The 18,747-nt window shown below is 72.2% G+C and carries 13 protein-coding genes; 9 read left to right on the top strand and 4 right to left on the bottom strand.

The window, feature by feature from the left end; translation table 11 throughout:
• Positions 1-30 precede the first annotated feature (30 nt).
• On the top strand, positions 31-945 hold the full coding sequence (locus ACIREO_RS15945) for a rhomboid family intramembrane serine protease (protein WP_404109694.1): 915 nt from the start codon (positions 31-33) through the stop codon (positions 943-945).
• Positions 946-1,022: 77 nt separating this feature from the next.
• Entirely contained in the window at positions 1,023-2,282 is a 1,260-nt protein-coding gene (locus ACIREO_RS15940) for an SLC13 family permease (RefSeq protein WP_404109691.1), read from the top strand.
• 121 nt (positions 2,283-2,403) lie between these two features.
• Here ACIREO_RS15940 and ACIREO_RS15935 read toward each other — a convergent pair whose 3' ends face one another.
• The 3 genes from ACIREO_RS15935 to ACIREO_RS15925 all read right to left on the bottom strand — a co-directional run bounded on the left by ACIREO_RS15935 (position 2,404) and on the right by ACIREO_RS15925 (position 9,550).
• Positions 2,404-3,864 (bottom strand): glutamate synthase subunit beta, encoded by a 1,461-nt coding sequence (locus ACIREO_RS15935; protein WP_404109688.1) that lies wholly within the window; start codon positions 3,862-3,864, stop codon positions 2,404-2,406.
• Positions 3,857-8,437 carry a glutamate synthase large subunit gene (gene gltB / locus ACIREO_RS15930; protein ID WP_404109685.1) on the bottom strand — a complete coding sequence of 1,527 codons (4,581 nt, stop codon included), beginning with the start codon at positions 8,435-8,437 and terminating at the stop codon, positions 3,857-3,859. Before gltB ends, ACIREO_RS15935 begins: the two co-directional genes overlap by 8 nt.
• A gap of 381 nt (positions 8,438-8,818) precedes the next feature.
• Positions 8,819-9,550 carry a VIT1/CCC1 transporter family protein gene (locus tag ACIREO_RS15925; protein ID WP_404109683.1) on the bottom strand — a complete coding sequence of 244 codons (732 nt, stop codon included), beginning with the start codon at positions 9,548-9,550 and terminating at the stop codon, positions 8,819-8,821.
• Positions 9,551-9,775: 225 nt separating this feature from the next.
• Here ACIREO_RS15925 and ACIREO_RS15920 point away from each other — a divergent pair, with 225 nt between their 5' ends.
• The 7 genes from ACIREO_RS15920 to ACIREO_RS15890 all read left to right on the top strand — a co-directional run bounded on the left by ACIREO_RS15920 (position 9,776) and on the right by ACIREO_RS15890 (position 17,655).
• Positions 9,776-10,948, top strand: a complete 1,173-nt coding sequence (locus tag ACIREO_RS15920; RefSeq protein ID WP_404109680.1) for an ADP-ribosylglycohydrolase family protein — start codon at positions 9,776-9,778, stop codon at positions 10,946-10,948.
• A gap of 65 nt (positions 10,949-11,013) precedes the next feature.
• Positions 11,014-12,270: an ADP-ribosylglycohydrolase family protein gene (locus ACIREO_RS15915; protein ID WP_404109997.1), complete on the top strand. Its 1,257-nt coding sequence runs from the start codon at positions 11,014-11,016 to the stop codon at positions 12,268-12,270.
• Positions 12,206-13,399, top strand: coding sequence for an ADP-ribosylglycohydrolase family protein (locus ACIREO_RS15910; protein WP_404109677.1), 1,194 nt, complete (start codon positions 12,206-12,208; stop codon positions 13,397-13,399). The genes ACIREO_RS15915 and ACIREO_RS15910 overlap by 65 nt, the downstream gene beginning before the upstream one ends.
• Positions 13,396-14,763: an ADP-ribosylglycohydrolase family protein gene (locus ACIREO_RS15905; protein WP_404109674.1), complete on the top strand. Its 1,368-nt coding sequence runs from the start codon at positions 13,396-13,398 to the stop codon at positions 14,761-14,763. Before ACIREO_RS15910 ends, ACIREO_RS15905 begins: the two co-directional genes overlap by 4 nt.
• Positions 14,760-15,644, top strand: coding sequence for a ribokinase (rbsK, locus tag ACIREO_RS15900; protein WP_404109671.1), 885 nt, complete (start codon positions 14,760-14,762; stop codon positions 15,642-15,644). Before ACIREO_RS15905 ends, rbsK begins: the two co-directional genes overlap by 4 nt.
• Positions 15,641-16,837, top strand: a complete 1,197-nt coding sequence (locus tag ACIREO_RS15895; RefSeq protein WP_404109669.1) for a CaiB/BaiF CoA transferase family protein — start codon at positions 15,641-15,643, stop codon at positions 16,835-16,837. The genes rbsK and ACIREO_RS15895 overlap by 4 nt, the downstream gene beginning before the upstream one ends.
• On the top strand, positions 16,834-17,655 hold the full coding sequence (locus tag ACIREO_RS15890; RefSeq protein WP_404109666.1) for an HpcH/HpaI aldolase/citrate lyase family protein: 822 nt from the start codon (positions 16,834-16,836) through the stop codon (positions 17,653-17,655). Before ACIREO_RS15895 ends, ACIREO_RS15890 begins: the two co-directional genes overlap by 4 nt.
• An 80-nt stretch (positions 17,656-17,735) precedes the next feature.
• Here the strand turns inward: ACIREO_RS15890 and lgt are convergent, their stop codons facing one another.
• A complete protein-coding gene (lgt, locus tag ACIREO_RS15885; protein WP_404109664.1) occupies positions 17,736-18,728 on the bottom strand; it encodes a prolipoprotein diacylglyceryl transferase in 993 nt (330 codons plus the stop codon).
• Positions 18,729-18,747: the final 19 nt, after the last annotated feature.

Genomic DNA, 18,747 nt, shown 5'->3' with positions numbered 1-18,747 from the left:
GCCGTCCGTCCACGAATGAAGGAGCCGGCCATGGAGGCCGCCGCCACCACGTGTTATCGCCACCCGTCGGTCGAGACGTACGTGCGCTGCACGCGTTGCGACCGGTACATCTGCCCCGGCTGCATGCGTGAGGCGTCGGTGGGGCATCACTGCGTGGAGTGCGTGCAGGAGGGCCGGCGCTCGGTCCGGCAGGCCCGCTCACTGTTCGGCGGCACGGTGCCGAGCGGGGCGGCGCCGGTCGTGACGTACGTACTGATGGCGCTGAACATCATGGCGTACGTCGTCGAGGTCTTCCGGTCCGAGACGGTGGACCGGTTCGGGATGCTCGGGGCGGCGCTGACCGGGCCGGACGGCAAGCTGTACGTGTACGAGGGCTGGACCTCGCCCGGCTTCGAGCTGACAGGGGTGGCCGACGGGGAGTGGTACCGGCTGCTGACGGGCGCCTTCCTGCATCTCCCGCCCGACGCCTCGTTCGGTGTGATGCACCTGGTCTTCAACATGCTCGCGCTGTGGAATCTCGGCCGTGTCGTGGAGGGGCAGCTCGGCCGGGCACGGTATCTGGCGCTGTATCTGCTGTCCGCGGTGGGCGGTTCGGTGCTGGTGTACCTGGTCTCGCCGGAGACACCTGCGGTCGGCGCGTCGGGCGCGGTCTTCGGCCTGGCGGCGTCCTTCTACGTCATCAGCCGGCGCCTGGGCAGGGATATGCAGGCGGTCAACCGCTTCATGGCGGGGTTCCTGCTCTGGATGGTGATCTCCGCCGTGTTCACCTCGTGGGAGGGGCACCTCGGCGGGCTGCTGACCGGCGGTCTGGTGACCTACGGGCTCGCCTACGCGCCGGCGAAGCTGCGGACGTCCGCGGTGCAGCTGGCCGGCGGGGCGGTCCTGGTCGTGCTGCTGGCGGCGGTGGTGGCCGTACGCACAGCCGCTCTGACGGGCGCGGGCTGACGGTACGGGCTGACGGGTACGGCTGACGCGAACTCGCCGGTCCATGAACTGATTCCACTTTCTGAGACCATCGTCCCATGATGAGAGAGGTGTCCGGAGGGTCCCCGCAGGCAGGGGACGACGGGGCGGCTGAAGGCCCCGGCGGCGGCCTCGGGCGGCTGCACCCGCTCGACTGGCTCGCGGGCGCTCTGCTCGCCCTGGGGCTGCTCGCGGTGGTGACCGGGCTGCTGCCCTCGGAGCCCGCCGCGGAGGAGATGCGGCGGGTCGGGCCGCTGGTGGTGTTCCTGGGCACCGTGATCGTGATGGCCGAGCTGACGGGCCGGGCGCAGGTCTTCGATGTGGTGGCGTCCTGGGTGGCGCGTGCGGGTCGGGGTCGCTATCCGCTGCTCTTCGGGCTGTGCGTGGCGTTCGCCTCGCTGACCACGATCGCGCTGAACCTGGACACCACGGCGGTGCTGCTCACCCCGGTCATGCTGGCGCTGGCCACCCGGGTGGGGATCGCACCGGTGCCGCTGGCGATGACGACGGTGTGGCTCGCCAACACCGCGAGTCTGCTGCTGCCGGTCTCGAACCTGACGAATCTGCTGGCCGCCGACCGGGTGGCGCTCTCGCCGTCGGGTCTCGCCGCGGTGATGTGGCTGCCCCAGCTCGCGTCGATCACTGTGACGGCTCTCTGGCTGTGGGTCTTCTACTGGCGGCGTGGCCGGCGCGGCGAGGGCCAGGACCGGTACACACCGCCGAAAGCGCCGGTGGCCGGGGACCTCGTCCTGCTGCGGATCTGCGCGGTGGCCTGTGCGGGCTTCCTGCTGGCGATCCTGGTGGCGGACGTTCCGCTCTGGTCGGCGTCGCTGACCGCGATGGCGGTGGTCGTGGTGGCGTTCGCCGTGCGGCGTCCGCGGGAGCTGCGGCTGTCGCTGGTGCCGTGGCGGCTGCTGGTGATGGTCCCTGGGATGTTCCTGGTGGTGGCGACGGTCGACGCGCACGGCCTGCACGAGCTGCTGGAGTCCGCGCTGGGCTCCGGCAACGACTTCGTCGGACTGCTGCGGTCGGCGGCGGTGGGGGCCGGGCTGTCGAACGTCCTGAACAACCTGCCGGCCTATCTGGCGGGCGAGGCGGTCGTCCCGGCGGAGAACCACGAGCAGTTGCTGGCCCTGCTGATCGGCGTCAACGTGGGGCCGCTGGTCACCCCGTGGGCGTCCCTGGCGACGCTGCTGTGGTTCGAGCGGTGCCGCTGGCACGGGACGCGGATCGCCATGGGCCGGTTCCTGGGTACCGGTCTGCTGCTGTCGGTGACGGGCACCCTGGCAGCCGTGTCTGCGCTGGCGCTGGTCAGCTGACGCGTTCCCGGCCGGTGCGCCCGGGAACGCGTCGCGGCGCCCGCCCTTGTCCGGTCGGGGACGGGGGCGGGCGCCGCGTTCAGTTCCGTACGCCGTTGTACGGGACGTCTGTGTGCCGTGATCAGACCATCAGGGAACGGTCCGTCGGGCGGATCGGGGCGTGCAGGGCACTGGTCCCGGTCAGGAAGCGGTCCACGCCGCGCGCCGCGGAGCGGCCCTCGGCGATGGCCCAGACGATGAGGGACTGGCCGCGGCCGGCGTCGCCGGCGACGTAGACGCCGTCGACGTTGGTCGCGTAGTCCTCGTCGCGCGCGATGTTGCCGCGGGCGTCGAGCTCCAGGCCGAACTGCTGGACGAGGCCGTTGGCCTGGTCGGTGCCGGTGAAGCCCATGGCCAGGGTGACGAGCTGGGCGGGGATGACGCGCTCGGTGCCGGCCTTCTGCTCCAGCTTGCCGTCCTTGAACTCCACCTCGATGAGGTGGAGGGACTGGACGTTGCCGTCCTCGTCGCCCTCGAAGTGGGTGGTGGAGACGGAGTAGATCCGCTCGCCGCCCTCCTCGTGCGCGGAGGTGACCTTGTAGAGCATCGGGAAGGTGGGCCACGGCTGGCTGGCGTTACGCTCCTCGCCAGGCTGCGGCATGATCTCCAGCTGGGTGACGGAGGCCGCACCCTGCCGGTGGGCGGTGCCGACGCAGTCGGCGCCGGTGTCGCCGCCGCCGATGACGACGACGTGCTTGCCCTCGGCGGTGATCGGGGAGACCGTCAGGTCGCCCTCCTGCACCTTGTTGGCGAGCGGGAGGTACTCCATCGCGAAGTGCACGCCGTTCAGCTCACGGCCCGGGACGGGCAGGTCGCGGGAGACGGTGGCACCGGCGGCGATGACGACCGCGTCGTAGCGGCGGCGGAGCTTCGCGGCGTCGAGGTCCTTGCCGATCTCCACCTCCGTACGGAACTTGGTGCCTTCCGCGCGCATCTGCTCGATGCGGCGGTTGATGTGCGACTTCTCCATCTTGAACTCGGGGATGCCGTAGCGGAGGAGTCCTCCGATGCGGTCCGCGCGCTCGAAGACGGCGACGGTGTGGCCGGCCCGGGTCAGCTGCTGGGCGGCGGCGAGACCCGCCGGGCCGGAGCCGATGACGGCGACGGTCTTGCCGGAGAGGCGCTCGGGCGGCTGCGGGGTGACGTCGCCGCTGTCCCAGGCCTTGTCGATGATGGAGACTTCGACGTTCTTGATGGTGACGGCCGGCTGGTTGATGCCGAGGACGCACGCCGACTCGCACGGAGCGGGGCACAGGCGGCCCGTGAACTCCGGGAAGTTGTTCGTGGCGTGCAGGCGCTCGGACGCCGCCGACCAGTCCTCACGGTAGGCGTAGTCGTTCCACTCGGGGATGAGGTTTCCGAGCGGACAGCCGCTGTGGCAGAACGGGATGCCGCAGTCCATGCAGCGGCCGGCCTGCTTGCTGATGATCGGGAGCAGCGATCCCGGAACGTAGACCTCGTTCCAGTCCTTGACGCGCTCGCCGACGGGGCGGGTCTCGGCGACCTCGCGTCCGGTGGTCAGGAAGCCCTTGGGGTCAGCCATTGGTCGCTGCCTCCATCATCTTCTCGGTGGTCTCCTGCTCGGAGAGACCGGCGAGCTCAGCGGCGTCCTTGGCGGCGAGCACTGCCTTGTAGGCGGACGGGATGATCTTGCTGAATCGGGTGACCGCGGAGTCCCAGTCGGCCAGCAGCTTCTCGGCGACCGTGGATCCGGTCTCCTCCTGGTGGCGGCGCACGACGTCGTGCAGCCACTGCCTGTCGGTGTCGTCGAGGAGCTCTACGGCGCCGACGTTGCCGGTGTTGACGTTGTCGAGGTCGAGGTCGATGACGTACGCGACACCGCCGGACATGCCCGCGGCGAAGTTGCGTCCCGTCTCGCCGAGGACGACGGCGTGGCCGCCGGTCATGTACTCGCAGCCGTGGTCGCCCACGCCTTCCGAGACGACCGTGGCACCGGAGTTGCGGACGCAGAAGCGCTCGCCCGTCCGGCCGCGGAGGAACAGCTCGCCGCCGGTGGCCCCGTAGCCGATGGTGTTGCCGGCGATGGTGGAGTACTCGGCGAGGTGGTCGGCTCCGCGGTCCGGGCGGACGATGACGCGGCCGCCGGAGAGGCCCTTGCCGACGTAGTCGTTGGCGTCGCCCTCCAGGCGCAGCGTCACACCGCGCGGTACGAACGCTCCGAAGGACTGGCCGGCGGACCCGGTGAAGGTGATGTCGATGGTGTCGTCGGGCAGGCCCGCACCACCGAACTTCTTGGTCACCTCGTGGCCGAGCATGGTGCCGACGGTCCGGTTGATGTTGCGGATCGCGATCTGGGCCCGGACGGGCTGGGCGGCTTCGGCGCTGTCGGCGCCCAGGGCGTCGGCGGCGAGCTTGATCAGCTCGTTGTCGAGGGCCTTGGCCAGTCCGTGGTCCTGCTCGGCGATCTGGTGGCGCACCGCGCCCTCGGGGAGCTCGGGCACGTAGAAGAGGGGCTCGAGGTCGAGGCCCTGTGCCTTCCAGTGGGTGACGGCCCGCTCGGTGTCGAGGAGTTCGGCGTGGCCGACGGCCTCCTCGATGGTGCGGAAGCCGAGCTCGGCGAGGATCTCGCGGACCTCTTCGGCGATGAACTCGAAGAAGTTGACGATGTACTCGGCCTTGCCGGAGAACCGGTCGCGCAGGACGGGGTTCTGGGTGGCGATGCCGACCGGGCAGGTGTCGAGGTGACAGACGCGCATCATGACGCAGCCGGAGACGACGAGCGGCGCGGTCGCGAAACCGAACTCCTCGGCGCCGAGCAGTGCGGCGATGACGACGTCGCGGCCGGTCTTGAGCTGGCCGTCGGTCTGGACGACGATGCGGTCGCGCAGGCCGTTGAGCAGCAGGGTCTGCTGGGTCTCGGCGAGGCCGAGCTCCCAGGGGCCGCCGGCGTGCTTGAGCGAGGTGAGCGGCGAGGCGCCCGTGCCGCCGTCGTGGCCGGAGATGAGGACGACGTCCGCGTGGGCCTTGGAGACGCCCGCGGCGACCGTTCCGACGCCGACCTCGGAGACCAGCTTCACGTGGACGCGGGCCGCCGGGTTGGCGTTCTTGAGGTCGTGGATCAGCTGAGCCAGGTCCTCGATGGAGTAGATGTCGTGGTGCGGCGGGGGCGAGATCAGGCCGACGCCCGGGGTGGAGTGCCGGGTCTTGGCGACCCACGGGTAGACCTTGTGGCCGGGCAGCTGGCCGCCCTCGCCGGGCTTGGCGCCCTGCGCCATCTTGATCTGGATGTCGTCCGCGTTGACCAGGTACTCGCTGGTGACACCGAAGCGGCCGGAGGCGACCTGCTTGATGGACGAGCGGCGTGCCGGGTCGTAGAGGCGGTCGGAGTCCTCGCCGCCCTCACCGGTGTTGGACTTGCCGCCCAGCTGGTTCATGGCGACGGCGAGCGTCTCGTGCGCCTCCTGGGAGATGGAGCCGTACGACATGGCGCCGGTGGAGAAGCGCCTGACGATGTCGGTGGTGGACTCGACCTCGTCGATGGAGATCGGCTCGCGGCCGCTCTTGAAGCCGAAGAGTCCGCGGAGCGTCATGAGGCGCTCGGACTGCTCGTTGACCCGGCCGGTGTACTTCTTGAAGATGTCGTACCGGCGGTTGCGGGTGGCGTGCTGGAGGCGGAAGACCGTCTCCGGGTCGAACAGGTGCGGCTCGCCCTCGCGGCGCCACTGGTACTCGCCGCCGATCTCCAGCGCGCGGTGCGACGCGGAGATGCCGGAGGCGGGGTACGCCTTGGTGTGCCGGGCGGCGACCTCCTTGGCGACGACGTCGAGTCCGGCGCCGCCGATCTTGGTGGCGGTGCCGTTGAAGTACTGGGCGACGAAGGCCTCGTCGAGGCCCACGGCCTCGAAGACCTGGGCGCCGCGGTAGGAGGCGACGGTCGAGATGCCCATCTTGGACATGACCTTCAGGACGCCCTTGCCGAGGGCGTAGATCAGGTTGCGGATGGCCAGCTCGGCGTCGATGCCCTCGATGAACGTACCGGCGCGGACGAGGTCCTCGACGGATTCCATCGCGAGGTACGGGTTGACGGCGGCGGCGCCGTAACCGATGAGGAGCGCGACGTGGTGGACCTCGCGGACGTCTCCGGCCTCGACCAGCAGGCCCACCTGGGTGCGCTGCTTGGTGCGGATGAGGTGGTGGTGGACGGCCGAGGTGAGCAGCAGCGAGGGGATCGGTGCGTGCTCGGCGTCGGAGTGCCGGTCGGAGAGCACGATGAGGCGGGCGCCGTCCTCTATGGCGGCGTCGACCTCGGTGGTGATCTGCTCGATCCGGGCGGCGAGGGCCTCGCCGCCGCCGCTGACGCGGTAGAGGCCGGAGAGGGTGGCGGCCTTCATGCCCGGCATGTCGCCGTCGGCGTTGATGTGTATGAGCTTGGCGAGCTCGTCGTTGTCGATCACCGGGAAGGGCAGCGTGACGCTGCGGCACGCGGCGGCGGTCGGCTCCAGGATGTTGCCCGCGGGGCCGAGGGTGGAGCGCAGCGAGGTGACGAGCTCCTCGCGGATGGCGTCCAGCGGCGGGTTGGTGACCTGGGCGAAGAGCTGGGTGAAGTAGTCGAAGAGCAGCCTGGGGCGCTCGGAGAGCGCCGCGATCGGCGAGTCGGTGCCCATGGAGCCGAGGGGTTCACCGGCGGTGCGGGCCATCGGGGCGAGGAGGACGCGGAGCTCTTCCTCTGTGTAGCCGAAGGTCTGCTGGCGGCGGGTGACCGAGGCGTGGGTGTGGACGATGTGCTCGCGCTCGGGGAGGTCCTCGAGCTCGATCTCGCCGGTTTCCAGCCACTCCGCGTACGGGTTCTCGGCGGCCAGGGACGCCTTGATCTCGTCGTCCTCGACGATGCGGTGCTCGGCGGTGTCGACGAGGAACATCCTGCCGGGCTGGAGGCGGCCCTTGCGGACGACCTTGGCCGGGTCGATGTCCAGGACGCCGACCTCGGAGGAGAGGACGACGAGGCCGTCGTCGGTGACCCAGTAGCGGCCGGGGCGCAGACCGTTGCGGTCGAGGACCGCGCCGACCTGGACGCCGTCGGTGAAGGTGACGCAGGCCGGGCCGTCCCAGGGCTCCATCATCGTGGAGTGGTACTGGTAGAAGGCGCGGCGGGCCGGGTCCATGGAGGCGTGGTTCTCCCATGCCTCGGGGACCATCATCAGCACCGAGTGGGGCAGCGAGCGGCCGCCGAGGTGGAGGAGCTCCAGGACCTCGTCGAAGGAGGCGGAGTCGGAGGCGTCCGGGGTGCAGACGGGGAAGATCCGGTCGAGCTGCGCGCCGCTGTGCTCGTCGTCGGCGGAGCCGAACAAGCTGGAGGCGAGCTGGGACTCGCGGGCCTTCATCCAGTTGCGGTTGCCCTTGACCGTGTTGATCTCACCGTTGTGCGCGACGAAGCGGTACGGGTGGGCGAGCGGCCAGCTGGGGAAGGTGTTGGTGGAGAAGCGGGAGTGGACCAGCGCGACCGCGGTGGCGAAACGGCGGTCGGAGAGGTCCGGGAAGAACGGCTCCAGCTGCCCGGTGGTGAGCATGCCCTTGTAGACGATCGTGCGTGCGGAGAGCGAGGGGAAGTACACCCCGGCCTCACGCTCGGCGCGCTTGCGCAGGACGAATGCCTTGCGGTCCAGGACGACGCCGGTGCTCTGGCCGTCGGCGACAATCAGCTGGCGGAATTCGGGCATCGTGGCGCGGGCGCCCTTGCCGAGGATGTCGGGCGTGACCGGGACCTCGCGCCAGCCGAGGACGTCGAGGCCCTCTTCGGCGGCGATCTTCTCGATCTGCTTGACGGAGTCGGTGGAGTCGTCCGCGGGGAGGAAGGCGATGCCGACGGCGTAGGAGCCGGCCTCGGGGAGCTCGAACGCGGCCTCTTCGCGGAGGAAGGCGTCCGGGACCTGAAGGAGAATGCCGGCGCCGTCACCCGAGTCGGGCTCGGATCCTGTGGCGCCGCGGTGTTCGAGGTTGCGCAGTACGGTCAGCGCCTGCTCGACCAGCTCATGGCTGGCCACACCGGTCAGAGTGGCCACGAACCCGACGCCACAGGCGTCGTGCTCGTTACGGGGGTCGTACATCCCCTGCTGGACAGGGCGACCGTCCATGGGCGACCAGGCGTCGGAACGCATTGGCTCTCCCGTCGTCGTCGTGGCATGTGCTGTGCCGAGGGACGACGCTGGCCCTCTGCGAAATTTCGTGCAGGTTACATGATGGAACGCTTCTCAAAAAGCGAATAGCCCGTTCCAACATGCGGACACCACGGAGTCGCGGTGCGGGTGGGTCATGATCGGAAGGATCATGTGGATCACTGTCCGGGGGAGACCGCAGAGAGCAGGCGTCGTTGCCCGCTGGTGTCTACGGCTCTTGCCCGGCGGTCATGGAATCGAAACCGCCGAGTAACGGCTACTTATGTGTAGCACTGCATAGCGTCTCATTTTACGGCGGGCATCCCCCATCCGCCCAGTGACGTGCGCCAAGACGTACGTCACACCGGTGCGGCGCCGTGGGTGTCAGCCGACGGCCACACCGAACAGTGCCCCCAGACCGTACGTGATCGCGGCGGCGGCGCCGCCGAGCACGAGCTGGCGCAGTCCGCTGAACCACCAGGTGCGGGCCGTCACCCTGGCCACCACCGCCCCGCAGCCGAAGAGGCCGGCCAGGGCGAGCAGCACGGCGGGCCACATGACGGTGGCGCCGAGCAGATAGGGCAGCACGGGCAGCAGGGCGCCCAGCGCGAAGGCGCCGAAGGAGGAGAGGGCGGCGACGAGGGGCGAGGGCAGGTCGCCCGGGTCGATCCCCAGCTCCTCGCGGGCGTGTATCTCGAGCGCCTGCTCGGGGTCCCTGGACAGCTGCCGCGCGACCTCCTGGGCGAGCGCGGGCTCGACCCCGCGGGACTCGTAGAGCGCGGCGAGCTCCCGCATCTCGTCCTTGGGGTGCTTGCGCAGTTCGCGGCGCTCGACGGCGAGCTCGGCCTCGACGAGCTCGCGCTGCGAGGCGACGGAGGTGTACTCCCCCGCGGCCATCGAGAACGCACCGGCGGCGAGCCCGGCCAGGCCGGTGATGACGATGGTCTGCTGGGAGACCGCCCCTCCGGCGACGCCCGTCATCAGGGCGAGGTTGGAGACGAGACCGTCCATGGCGCCGAACACCGCGGGCCGCAGCCAGCCACCGTTGACGTCGCGGTGCGTGTGGTTGTCGCGGTGGGCCTCGTGCAGTACGGCGTCGGTCTCGATGATGGACACAGAGCTCTCCCCTTCTCCGGGAGCGGTCCCCGTGTTTCGCCTCCCGCTCCGCACCGTCGAAAGTACGCACGAAAACCCCCTCCCGCCAGCAAGGAAGGCCGAACTTACCTGCCGCTCGGGCGTCACTCGGGCGGCCGATCTGTACGAAATGCGAGCCTGTCTTCGGTGGGATCGGGGATACCTCGTACATCCGGTTGTTCCGGGTGCGAGGGAAGGGCCGACACGATGGAGCTCATGGCGGACAGTCCGGCGGCCGGCACGGGAGACCGGGCGCGGGGGGCGCTGCTGGGACTCGCGGTGGGGGACGCGCTCGGCGCACCGGCGGAGAACATGCGCCCGTCGGAGATCCGCCGCCGCTGGGGACGTATCGAGGGCTTCGTCAGCGACGATCCGGCGGGGACCGACGACACCGAGTACGCGATCTTCTCCGGGCTGCTGCTGGCCAGGCACGGCTCGGCGCTGACCGTCTCGCATGTCGAGCGGGCCTGGCACCACTGGATCGCCGATCTGGACGAGGGCCCGTTCCGGGGCGCGGGATTCAGCGAGCGCGGGACGCTGGAGAACCTGCGACGCGGTCTGGCCGCCCCGATCTCGGCCCAGCACCGGCACGCCTGGAGCGACGGTCTCGCGATGCGGGCGGCGCCGTTCGGGGTGTTCGCGGCGGGCCGTCCCGCCGAGGCCGCCCGGCTGGTGGCGGTGGACGGGCGGGTCAGCCATGAGGGGGAGGGCATCTACGGCGGCCAGGCGGTCGCGGCGGGGGTGGCGGCCGCGATGGTCGGAGCCGGGCTCGCGTCCGTGATCGCCGCCGCCCTCTCGGTCGTGCCGATGGATTCCTGGACGGCCCGCTCGCTGCGCCGCGCGGTCACAGCCGCGCAGCGCTCGTATCCGGACCGGCTGACCGGGGAGCGCGCGGTGCGGTCCGCGGTGGTGATCGGCGGCTACCCGTGGACGGATCTGGCGCCGGAGGCGGTGGGCCTGGCCTTCGGCGCCCTCACCGCGGCGCGCGGTGACTTCCGCGGCGCGGTGCTCACGGCGGTGAACATGGGCCGGGACGCCGACACCACGGCCGCGGTGGCGGGCGCGCTGGCCGGTGCCCTGCACGGGGCGTCGGCCATCCCCCGGGACTGGGCGGCGGCGATCGGCCCGGTGCGGGGCAGCTGCCTGCCGTCGATGCGCGGCTATCACGTCCTGGACATCGCGGAGCTGCTGACCCCGGACGACGGGGAGGACCCGTCGCCGGACCGGGAGCCCGCGGCCGCGCCCTTCTCCTCCCTGCACGAGCCCTCCGGCGCCCCGCCGTCCGAGGCACCGCCAACCGGGGCGCGGACACCGGGCACCGCGTGGCACACACCTGTGCGCACCGCTCCGGCCGCCGGTCTCCGGCAGGGCGCACGGTGACCGCCGCCCCCCGTCCCCCACGGGACGCGCCCGCCCCGCCGGCGGATTCCGCCTCACACGTGGCCATCAGGATCACCTCAGGACCGGCGCCCGACAGCGGTGCCGGTGGCCGCGGCGCACCGGACAGGCAGGCCAGGATCGAGGGGCTGCTGCTCGGACTGGCCGCCGGCGACGCCGCCGGATGGCCGGCCGCGAGGCACCGGGCGGCACGGATGCCGGAGTGGACGAGGCGGCTCACCCGGGAGCTGGACACCTTCGCGGAGCAGAACGCGACGACGACGCTCCCCGTGCCCATCGCCCTCAACCAGCCGCCTGAACCGCTGCGGCTCGGCCCGTCCGACGACGCCGAGTGGGCCGCGTTCACCGCCCGGACCGTGCTGGCCGCCGCCGCCGACCACGCACCGGACCTCTCCCCCGGCCACCGGATGCGGGACGCGGTCGACCGGTCGTGGAACGCGCTGGCGGCGAAGGTGGCCGCCGCGAGCGCCCGGGCACCCGAGGTGGAGTCGGCCGTGCTCCCGCTCCGGGCCCGGATCTCCGTACGGGCCGGTCTCGGCAATCTGGCCGCCGGGCTACGCCCGCCCGCCACCGGCCACGACAACCCGCACTACTTCGACGACGCGGCCTGCGGGCGGGCCGCCGTGCTCGCCGTGGTGCACCCGGGCGACCCGGCGGCGGCGGCCGCGCTCGCCGAGTTCGACGCCCGGTACACCCAGGACGGTGACGGAGTGCACGGCGCGCGTGCGATCGCAGCCGCGATCGCGGTGGCCCTTGCCGGGGCGGACGTCGACACGGTGGTGAACGCCGCGCTCGACCAGCTCCCCGACGGCACCGAGATCGCCCGCAACGCCGTCCACGCCGTGCGGCTGGCCCGGGAGTTCGCGGACGAGGCGGCGGGCGCCTTCGCGCTCGTCCCCGTGCTGGAGCATCAGATCGTGGACCACGTCTACAGCTACGGGATCGCCGCCGCCGAGACCGTGCCGGTCGCCCTCGCCCTGACGACCGCCGCCCGGGGCGAGTTCGCCCAGGCCGTGCCCGCGGCGGCCTGTCTGTCCCGGGTCGCCGATTCGGCTCCCGCGCTCGCCGGGGCCCTGACCGGGGCGCTGGGCGGGACGGCTACCGTGCCCGCGGGCTGGCGGGAGGCCTGCCGGACGCTGGCAGGGTGCGCGCTGCCCCGGCTCGCCGGTACGGACCTCATCGAACTCGCCGGGCTGCTGGCAGCCACGGAACCGGCCACCCCGGGTGGACAATTCCGGCATGGCACACAAAACATCCGCACCGCCCGTGGCCGGTACGACCACCACGACGCTCACCCTGGATGAACGCATCACCGGAGCCCTCGTCGGCGCGGCCGTGGGGGACGCGCTCGGCGGCCCCGTCGAGGGCTGGACACCCGAGCAGATCGCCGAGCGCCACGGCGGCCGGGTGACCGGGGTCGTCGGGCCCTGGTACGGCGACGACTGGCGCACCGCACGCCCCATCGCCCCGTACCACAAGGGCGACGGCCACGTCACCGACGACACCCTGATGACCCACGCGCTGATCCGGGTCTACGAGAGCGTGCGCGGCCATCTCGACGCGTACGCCGTCGCCGACCACCTCGTCCCGGACCTGATGACACGGCCCCGCTGGATCCCGGAGCTGGAGGCCGATGCGCTCCCCCTGCAGCGGATCTTCCTCGCCGAGAAGTGGATCGTCACGCGGCTGCACTACGGACACGCCGACCCCCGCGAGGCCGGCTCGGGGAACATCGTCAACTGCGGGGCGGCGATGTACATGGCCCCGGTCGGCCTGGTGAACGCCGCCCACCCGGAGGCCGCGTACGCGGAGGCGCTCGATGTGGCGGGTGCCCACCAGTCCTCGTACGGCCGGGAGGCGGCGGGGGTCCTGGCCGCCTCCGTCGCCGCCGCGTGCGCGCCGGACGCGACCCCCGCGTCCGTCGTCGGGACCGCTCTGGCCCTGGCCAAGGACGGCACCCGGTCGGCGATCGAGGCGGTGTGCGAAGTGGCCTCCCGCTACACGGACTTCGAGTCCGCGCTGGTGCCGCTGCGCGACGCGGTCGCTCCGTTCGACACGGTGGGGCCGCACTACCGCGACCCCTCGCTCGGCGCCCGCCGGCCCTCACGGCTGCACTCCATCGAGGAGCTGCCGGTCGCGCTCGGCATGCTGCTCGTCGGCGGCGGCGACTACCGTCGCACGGTGCTCGGCTCGGTCAACTACGGCCGTGACTGCGACTCGATCGCCACGATGAGCGGCGCGCTCGCGGGAGCCCTCCACGGCGAGCAGGCGATCCCCGCGGCCTGGGTGAAGACGGTCGCCGAGGCCAGCCGTCTCGATCTGCACGCCCCCGCGCGGGCGCTCGCGGAGGTGGCCCGCGAGGTCTTCGTGCAGGACACCGCCCGCCGCCGCGCGCACGAGGCGGCGTTCGCGGCGCTGGCCGGCCCCCGATGACCGTACGGCTGACATGGGTCCAGCCCGAGGACCTGGTGGGGCACGAGCTGCGCCAGGCCGCACAGGACGGCCGGGACGCCGGGGACGTCGAGCGGCGCTGGCACGCGGCCGGCGGCTCTCCCGCACCTGGGCGTGCGGGGGCCTCGGAGTCCCCCGCGTCCCCCGGGCTGCGGGCGCTCGCCGGGCGGCTGCTCGACGAACTCGCCCTGCTGGAGAGCCCGCTGGCCGGCGACGAGCCGACCGGGCTGTCCGGGATCCGGGCCGCCTGCCCCCGCTGGCCGGCCCCGCGCACCCGCCCGGCGTCCTCCGGGCCCGAACGGCTGCACGCCGCCTGGCTGGGGCGGGCCGCCGGCTGTCTGCTGGGCAAGCCGGTGGAGAAGCTGCCCCTGGCCGGCATCCGCGCGCTGGCCCGCGCCACCGGTAACTGGCCGCTCACCACCTGGTTCACCGCCCGGGGGCTGCCCGGCGAACTGACGGCCGCCTATCCGTGGAACCGCCGCTCGGCACCCACCTCACTCGCCGAGAACATCGACGGGATGCCGGAGGACGACGACCTCAACCACCCCGTGCTGACCGTGCTGTTGCTCCAGAGGCACGGCCACGGTTTCAGCACGTCCGACCTGGCCCGGCTGTGGCTCGACGAGCTCCCGGCGGGCCGTCTCTTCACCGCCGAGCGGGTCGCGTACCGCAATCTGCTCGACGGCGTCGAGCCACCGGACACCGCACGTCACCGCAACCCGTTCCGTGAGTGGATCGGCGCCCAGATCCGGGCCGATGTGCACGGGTGGACCCACCCCGGCGACCCTGGAGCCGCCGCGGAGCAGGCCCACCGGGACGCCGTCCTCACCCACACGGCCAACGGGGTCTACGGCGCGATGTTCACCGCCGCCGCCCTCGCCGAGGCCGCCGCCGGCGAGACCGATGTGCACGGCTGTCTGGCCGCCGGGCTGCGTGTGGTGCCGCCGAGGTCCCGTTACGCGCACGCGGTGCGGCTCGGCATCCGGACGGCCCGCGCCGAGCCCGACTTCGACACGGTCGTGGACCGCCTCCACGACGCGTACGGGTCCACCCACCACTGGGTGCACGTCCTGCCCAACGCGGCGTTGCTCGCCGCCGCCCTCACCCACGCGGACGGGGACTTCGGCCGCTCCATCGGCTGCGCCGTGTCCGGCGGCTGGGACACCGACTCGAACGGCGCCACGGCCGGCTCCCTCGCGGGACTGCTCGCCGGGCGGGCCGCCGCGCTGCCCGACCACTGGACCGCCCCGCTCAAGAACCGCCTTTCCACGTCCGTACCCGGCTTCGGCTCCATCGGCTTCGACACCCTCGCGGAACTGACCCATCAGGAGGTACGCCGCCCATGACAGCGATCGCGGTGCTCGGCAGCACCAACATGGACCTGGTCGCCTACGTCGCCCGGGCACCCGGGCGCGGGGAGACCGTCACCGGCCGGGAGTTCCGGACCGTCCCCGGCGGCAAGGGGGCCAACCAGGCCGTCGCCGCGGCCCGCGCGGGAGGAGAGGTGGTGATGATCGGGGCGGTCGGGACCGACGAGTACGGCTCGTCGCTCCGGACGAATCTGGAGCACGCCGGTGTGGACACGGATCTGCTGCACACCGTCGCCGGGCCCAGCGGCACCGCGCACATCGTCGTCGACGACGAGGGAGCCAACGCGATCGTGGTGATCCCCGGCGCGAACGGCACCGTGACCGCGCTCGGCCCGGGCGAGCAGGCCGCCGTCGCCGCCGCAGGCCTGCTCCTTCTCCAGCTGGAACTCCCGCTCTCCGCCGTGACGGAGGGAGCGCGGACCGCCAAGGCCCGGGGTGTACGGACGATCCTCACCCCCTCCCCCGTGCAGCCGCTGCCGTCCGGTCTCCTGGACGACGTCGACCTGCTGATCCCCAACGAGCACGAGGCCGCAGCGCTCACCGGGTACGCGGAACCGCACGCCGCCGCCGAGATCCTGCTGCGGCAGGTCCCCGAGGTCGTGATCACGCTCGGCCGGAAGGGCTGTCTGTACGCGGCCCGGGGCGGCGAACCCGTCCTCTTCCCCGCCCCCGAGGTCACCGCCGTCGACACGACGGGCGCCGGGGACACGTTCGTCGGCACGCTCGCCGTGGCGCTCGTCGAGGGCCGGTCCGTGCCGGAGGCGCTGGCCTGGGCCTCCGCGGCGGCCGCGCTCTGCGTGCAGCGGCCCGGCGCCTCGACCTCCATGCCGTACCGCAGCGAGATCGAGGCAGCATGACCACGACGACCGCTCCCCTCGCCGGCCTGCGGGTCCTGGACCTCGCCACCCTCTTCGCCGGGCCGCTCGCCGCCACGATGCTCGGCGACTTCGGGGCCGAGGTCATCAAGGTCGAGCATCCGCGCAAGCCCGACCCCTCACGCGGGCACGGCCCCTCCAAGGACGGGATCGGCCTGTGGTGGAAGCTGCTCGGCCGCAACAAGCGCACCCTGACCCTCGACCTGTCCGCCCCGGGCGGCCGGGACGTACTGCTGCGGCTGGCCGCCGGCACCGATGTGATCATCGAGAACTTCCGGCCCGGGACCCTGGAGCGCTGGGGACTGGGCTGGGAGGAACTGCGTGCCGTCAATCCCCGGCTGGTGCTGGCCAGGGTCACGGGCTTCGGGCAGAAGGGCCCGTACGCGCACCGGCCCGGCTTCGGCACGCTCGCCGAGGCGATGAGCGGCTTCGCCGCCGTCACCGGCGAGCCGGACGGGCCGCCGACCCTGCCGCCGTTCGGGCTCGCCGATTCGATCGCGGCGCTCACCACGGCGTACGCGGTGATGACGGCCCTGTCCGGCCGTGACCGTACCGGGCAGGGGCAGGTGGTCGACATGGCGATCATCGAACCGATCCTGACCGTGCTGGGACCGCAGCCGCTCTGGTACGACCAGCTCGGATACGTCCAGCCGCGGACCGGGAACCGCTCCCGCAACAACGCCCCGCGCAACACCTACCGCACCTCCGACGGGCACTGGGTCGCCGTCTCGACCTCCGCCCAGTCGGTCGCGGAACGCGTGATGCGTCTGGTGGGACGCCCGGAGCTGACCGAGGAGCCGTGGTTCGCCGCGGGGAGCACCCGTGCCGAGCACGCCGACGAACTCGACGAGGCGGTGGGCCACTGGATCTCCCGGCGCACCAGGGCGGAGGCGGTGGACTCCTTCGAGAAGGCCGAGGCGGCGATCGCGCCGATCCATGACGTACGGGATGTGATGGAGGACCCCCAGTACCGGGCTCTGGGCACGATCACCGAGGTCGACGACCCCGAGCTGGGACCGCTGCGGATGCAGAACGTGCTGTTCAGGCTCTCGGAGACACCAGGGGCGATCCGCTGGGCCGGCCGGCCCCACGGGGCGGACACGGACGAGATCCTGGCGGAGCTCGGCCTCTCCGCTCCGGCGGTCGAGGCGCTGCGGGACGAGGGGGCGCTGTGAGCGCCCCGGCGGTGGCGCTGACCTGGCTGTACGTTCCCGGTGACCAGCCGGAGACGGTCCGTAAGGCGCTCGGCTCGGGCGCGGACGTGGTGATCGTCGACCTGGAGGACGCGGTCGCACCGGACCGCAAGGAGTACGCGCGGTCGGCGACGGCGGAGCTCCTCTCGGATCCGGTCACGGCGGACCCGATGGCGGTGCCGGTCCATGTCCGGGTCCACGGCGAGGATGACGTGAAGGCGCTGGCGGGGCTGCCGGGGCTGTCCGGGATGCGGCTTCCCAAGATCACCCATGCGGCGTCCGTGCACCATGTCGAGGCCCTGGCGCCGGGTGTGCCGCTGTATCCGCTGCTGGAGTCGGCGCTGGCGATCGAGCACGCGTACTCGATCGCCGGGGCCCATCACGCGGTACGGGGCATCGCGCTGGGTGAGGTGGACCTGCGGGCGGATCTGGGGGTGCGGGGCGACGCCGGCCTCGACTGGCCGCGCAGCCGTGTGGTGGTCGCCGCCCGGGCGGCCGGGCTGGCCCCGCCCGTCATGTCGGTGTACCCGGACGTCCGGGACCTGTCCGGGCTGCGGGCCTCCTGTGCGCACGGCCGGGATCTCGGGCTGCTGGGGCGGGCGGCGATCCACCCCCGGCAGCTGCCGGTGATCGAGCGGGCGTTCCGGCCGACGCCCCGGGAGGTGGAGGCGGCGGAGCAGATCGTGGAGGCGTCGCGGGCCGAGGCGGGGGCGCAGGCCCTGCCTGACGGGAGATTCGTCGACGCAGCGGTGGTGGCGACCGCGGAACGCACGCTCTCGTTGGCGCGCTCGGGCCGCTGAGGCCTGGACATGCGCGAAGGGGCCGCCGGACCGTGGTGGTCCGGCGGCCCCTTCGCCACATGTGCGGGGCCGGGGGAGCGTCAGCTCCTGTCGGCCTTCTGCGGTGTCCCGTCGGCCTCCGGCGTCTGTGCCTCGGAGTCGTCGCCTGTCCCGTCGGAGGTACCGGCGGACTTCTCGAAGGCGTCGTCGGCCTTCTCGGAGTCGTCGGCTGCCTTGTCGGAGTCGTCGGCTGCCTTCTCGCCGTCCTTGGTCAGGCCCACCGCGGCCGGCTCGACGATCTGCTCGCGGCCGGGGCGTACCTTCGCCGAGATCACGATGTACACCACGGCGAGCACGAACACGACGATCGCGGTCCACACGTTGAGCCGGAGACCCAGCACATGGTGCGCCTCGTCGACGCGCATGTACTCGATCCATCCGCGGCCCGAGCAGTACGCCGCGACGTACAGCGCGAAGGCCCGGCCGTGCCCGAGCTTGAAGCGGCGGTCCGCCCAGATGACCAGGAGCGCGACGCCCACGCACCACAGGGACTCGTACAGGAACGTCGGGTGGTAGGTGCCCTCGACCCGGTTCGTGCCCTCGCTGATCTTCAGCGCCCAGGGCACGTCCGTCGGCTTGCCGTACAGCTCCTGGTTGAACCAGTTGCCCCAGCGGCCGATCGCCTGGGCGAAGGCGAGACCGGGGGCCAGCGCGTCGGCCCAGGCCGGGAGCGGGATCCCACGGCGGCGGCAGCCGATCCAGGCACCGACCGCGCCGAGCGCGACCGCGCCCCAGATGCCGAGGCCGCCCTCCCAGATCTTGAAGGCGTCCACCCAGTTCTCACCGTCGCTGAAATACAGCTGATAGTCGGTGATCACGTGGTAGAGCCTGCCGCCGACCAGGCCGAAGGGCACGGCCCAGACGGCGATGTCGGCGACCGTGCCGGCTTTGCCGCCTCTGGCGAGCCAGCGCTTGTTGCCGAACCAGACGGCAACGAAGACACCGATGATGATGCAGAACGCGTAGCCGCGGAGCGGGATCGGGCCGAGCTCGATCACCCCGGTCGACGGGCTGGGAATGAAGGCAAGGTTCATGACGGGGTCGACGCTACCC

Origin of the sequence: Streptomyces sp. NPDC102441, from assembly GCF_044765585.1 — a bacterium.
Lineage (GTDB): Bacteria > Actinomycetota > Actinomycetes > Streptomycetales > Streptomycetaceae > Streptomyces.
The sequence above is the reverse complement of the archived record's forward strand: the minus strand, read 5'-3'. Positions and strand labels throughout refer to the sequence as shown.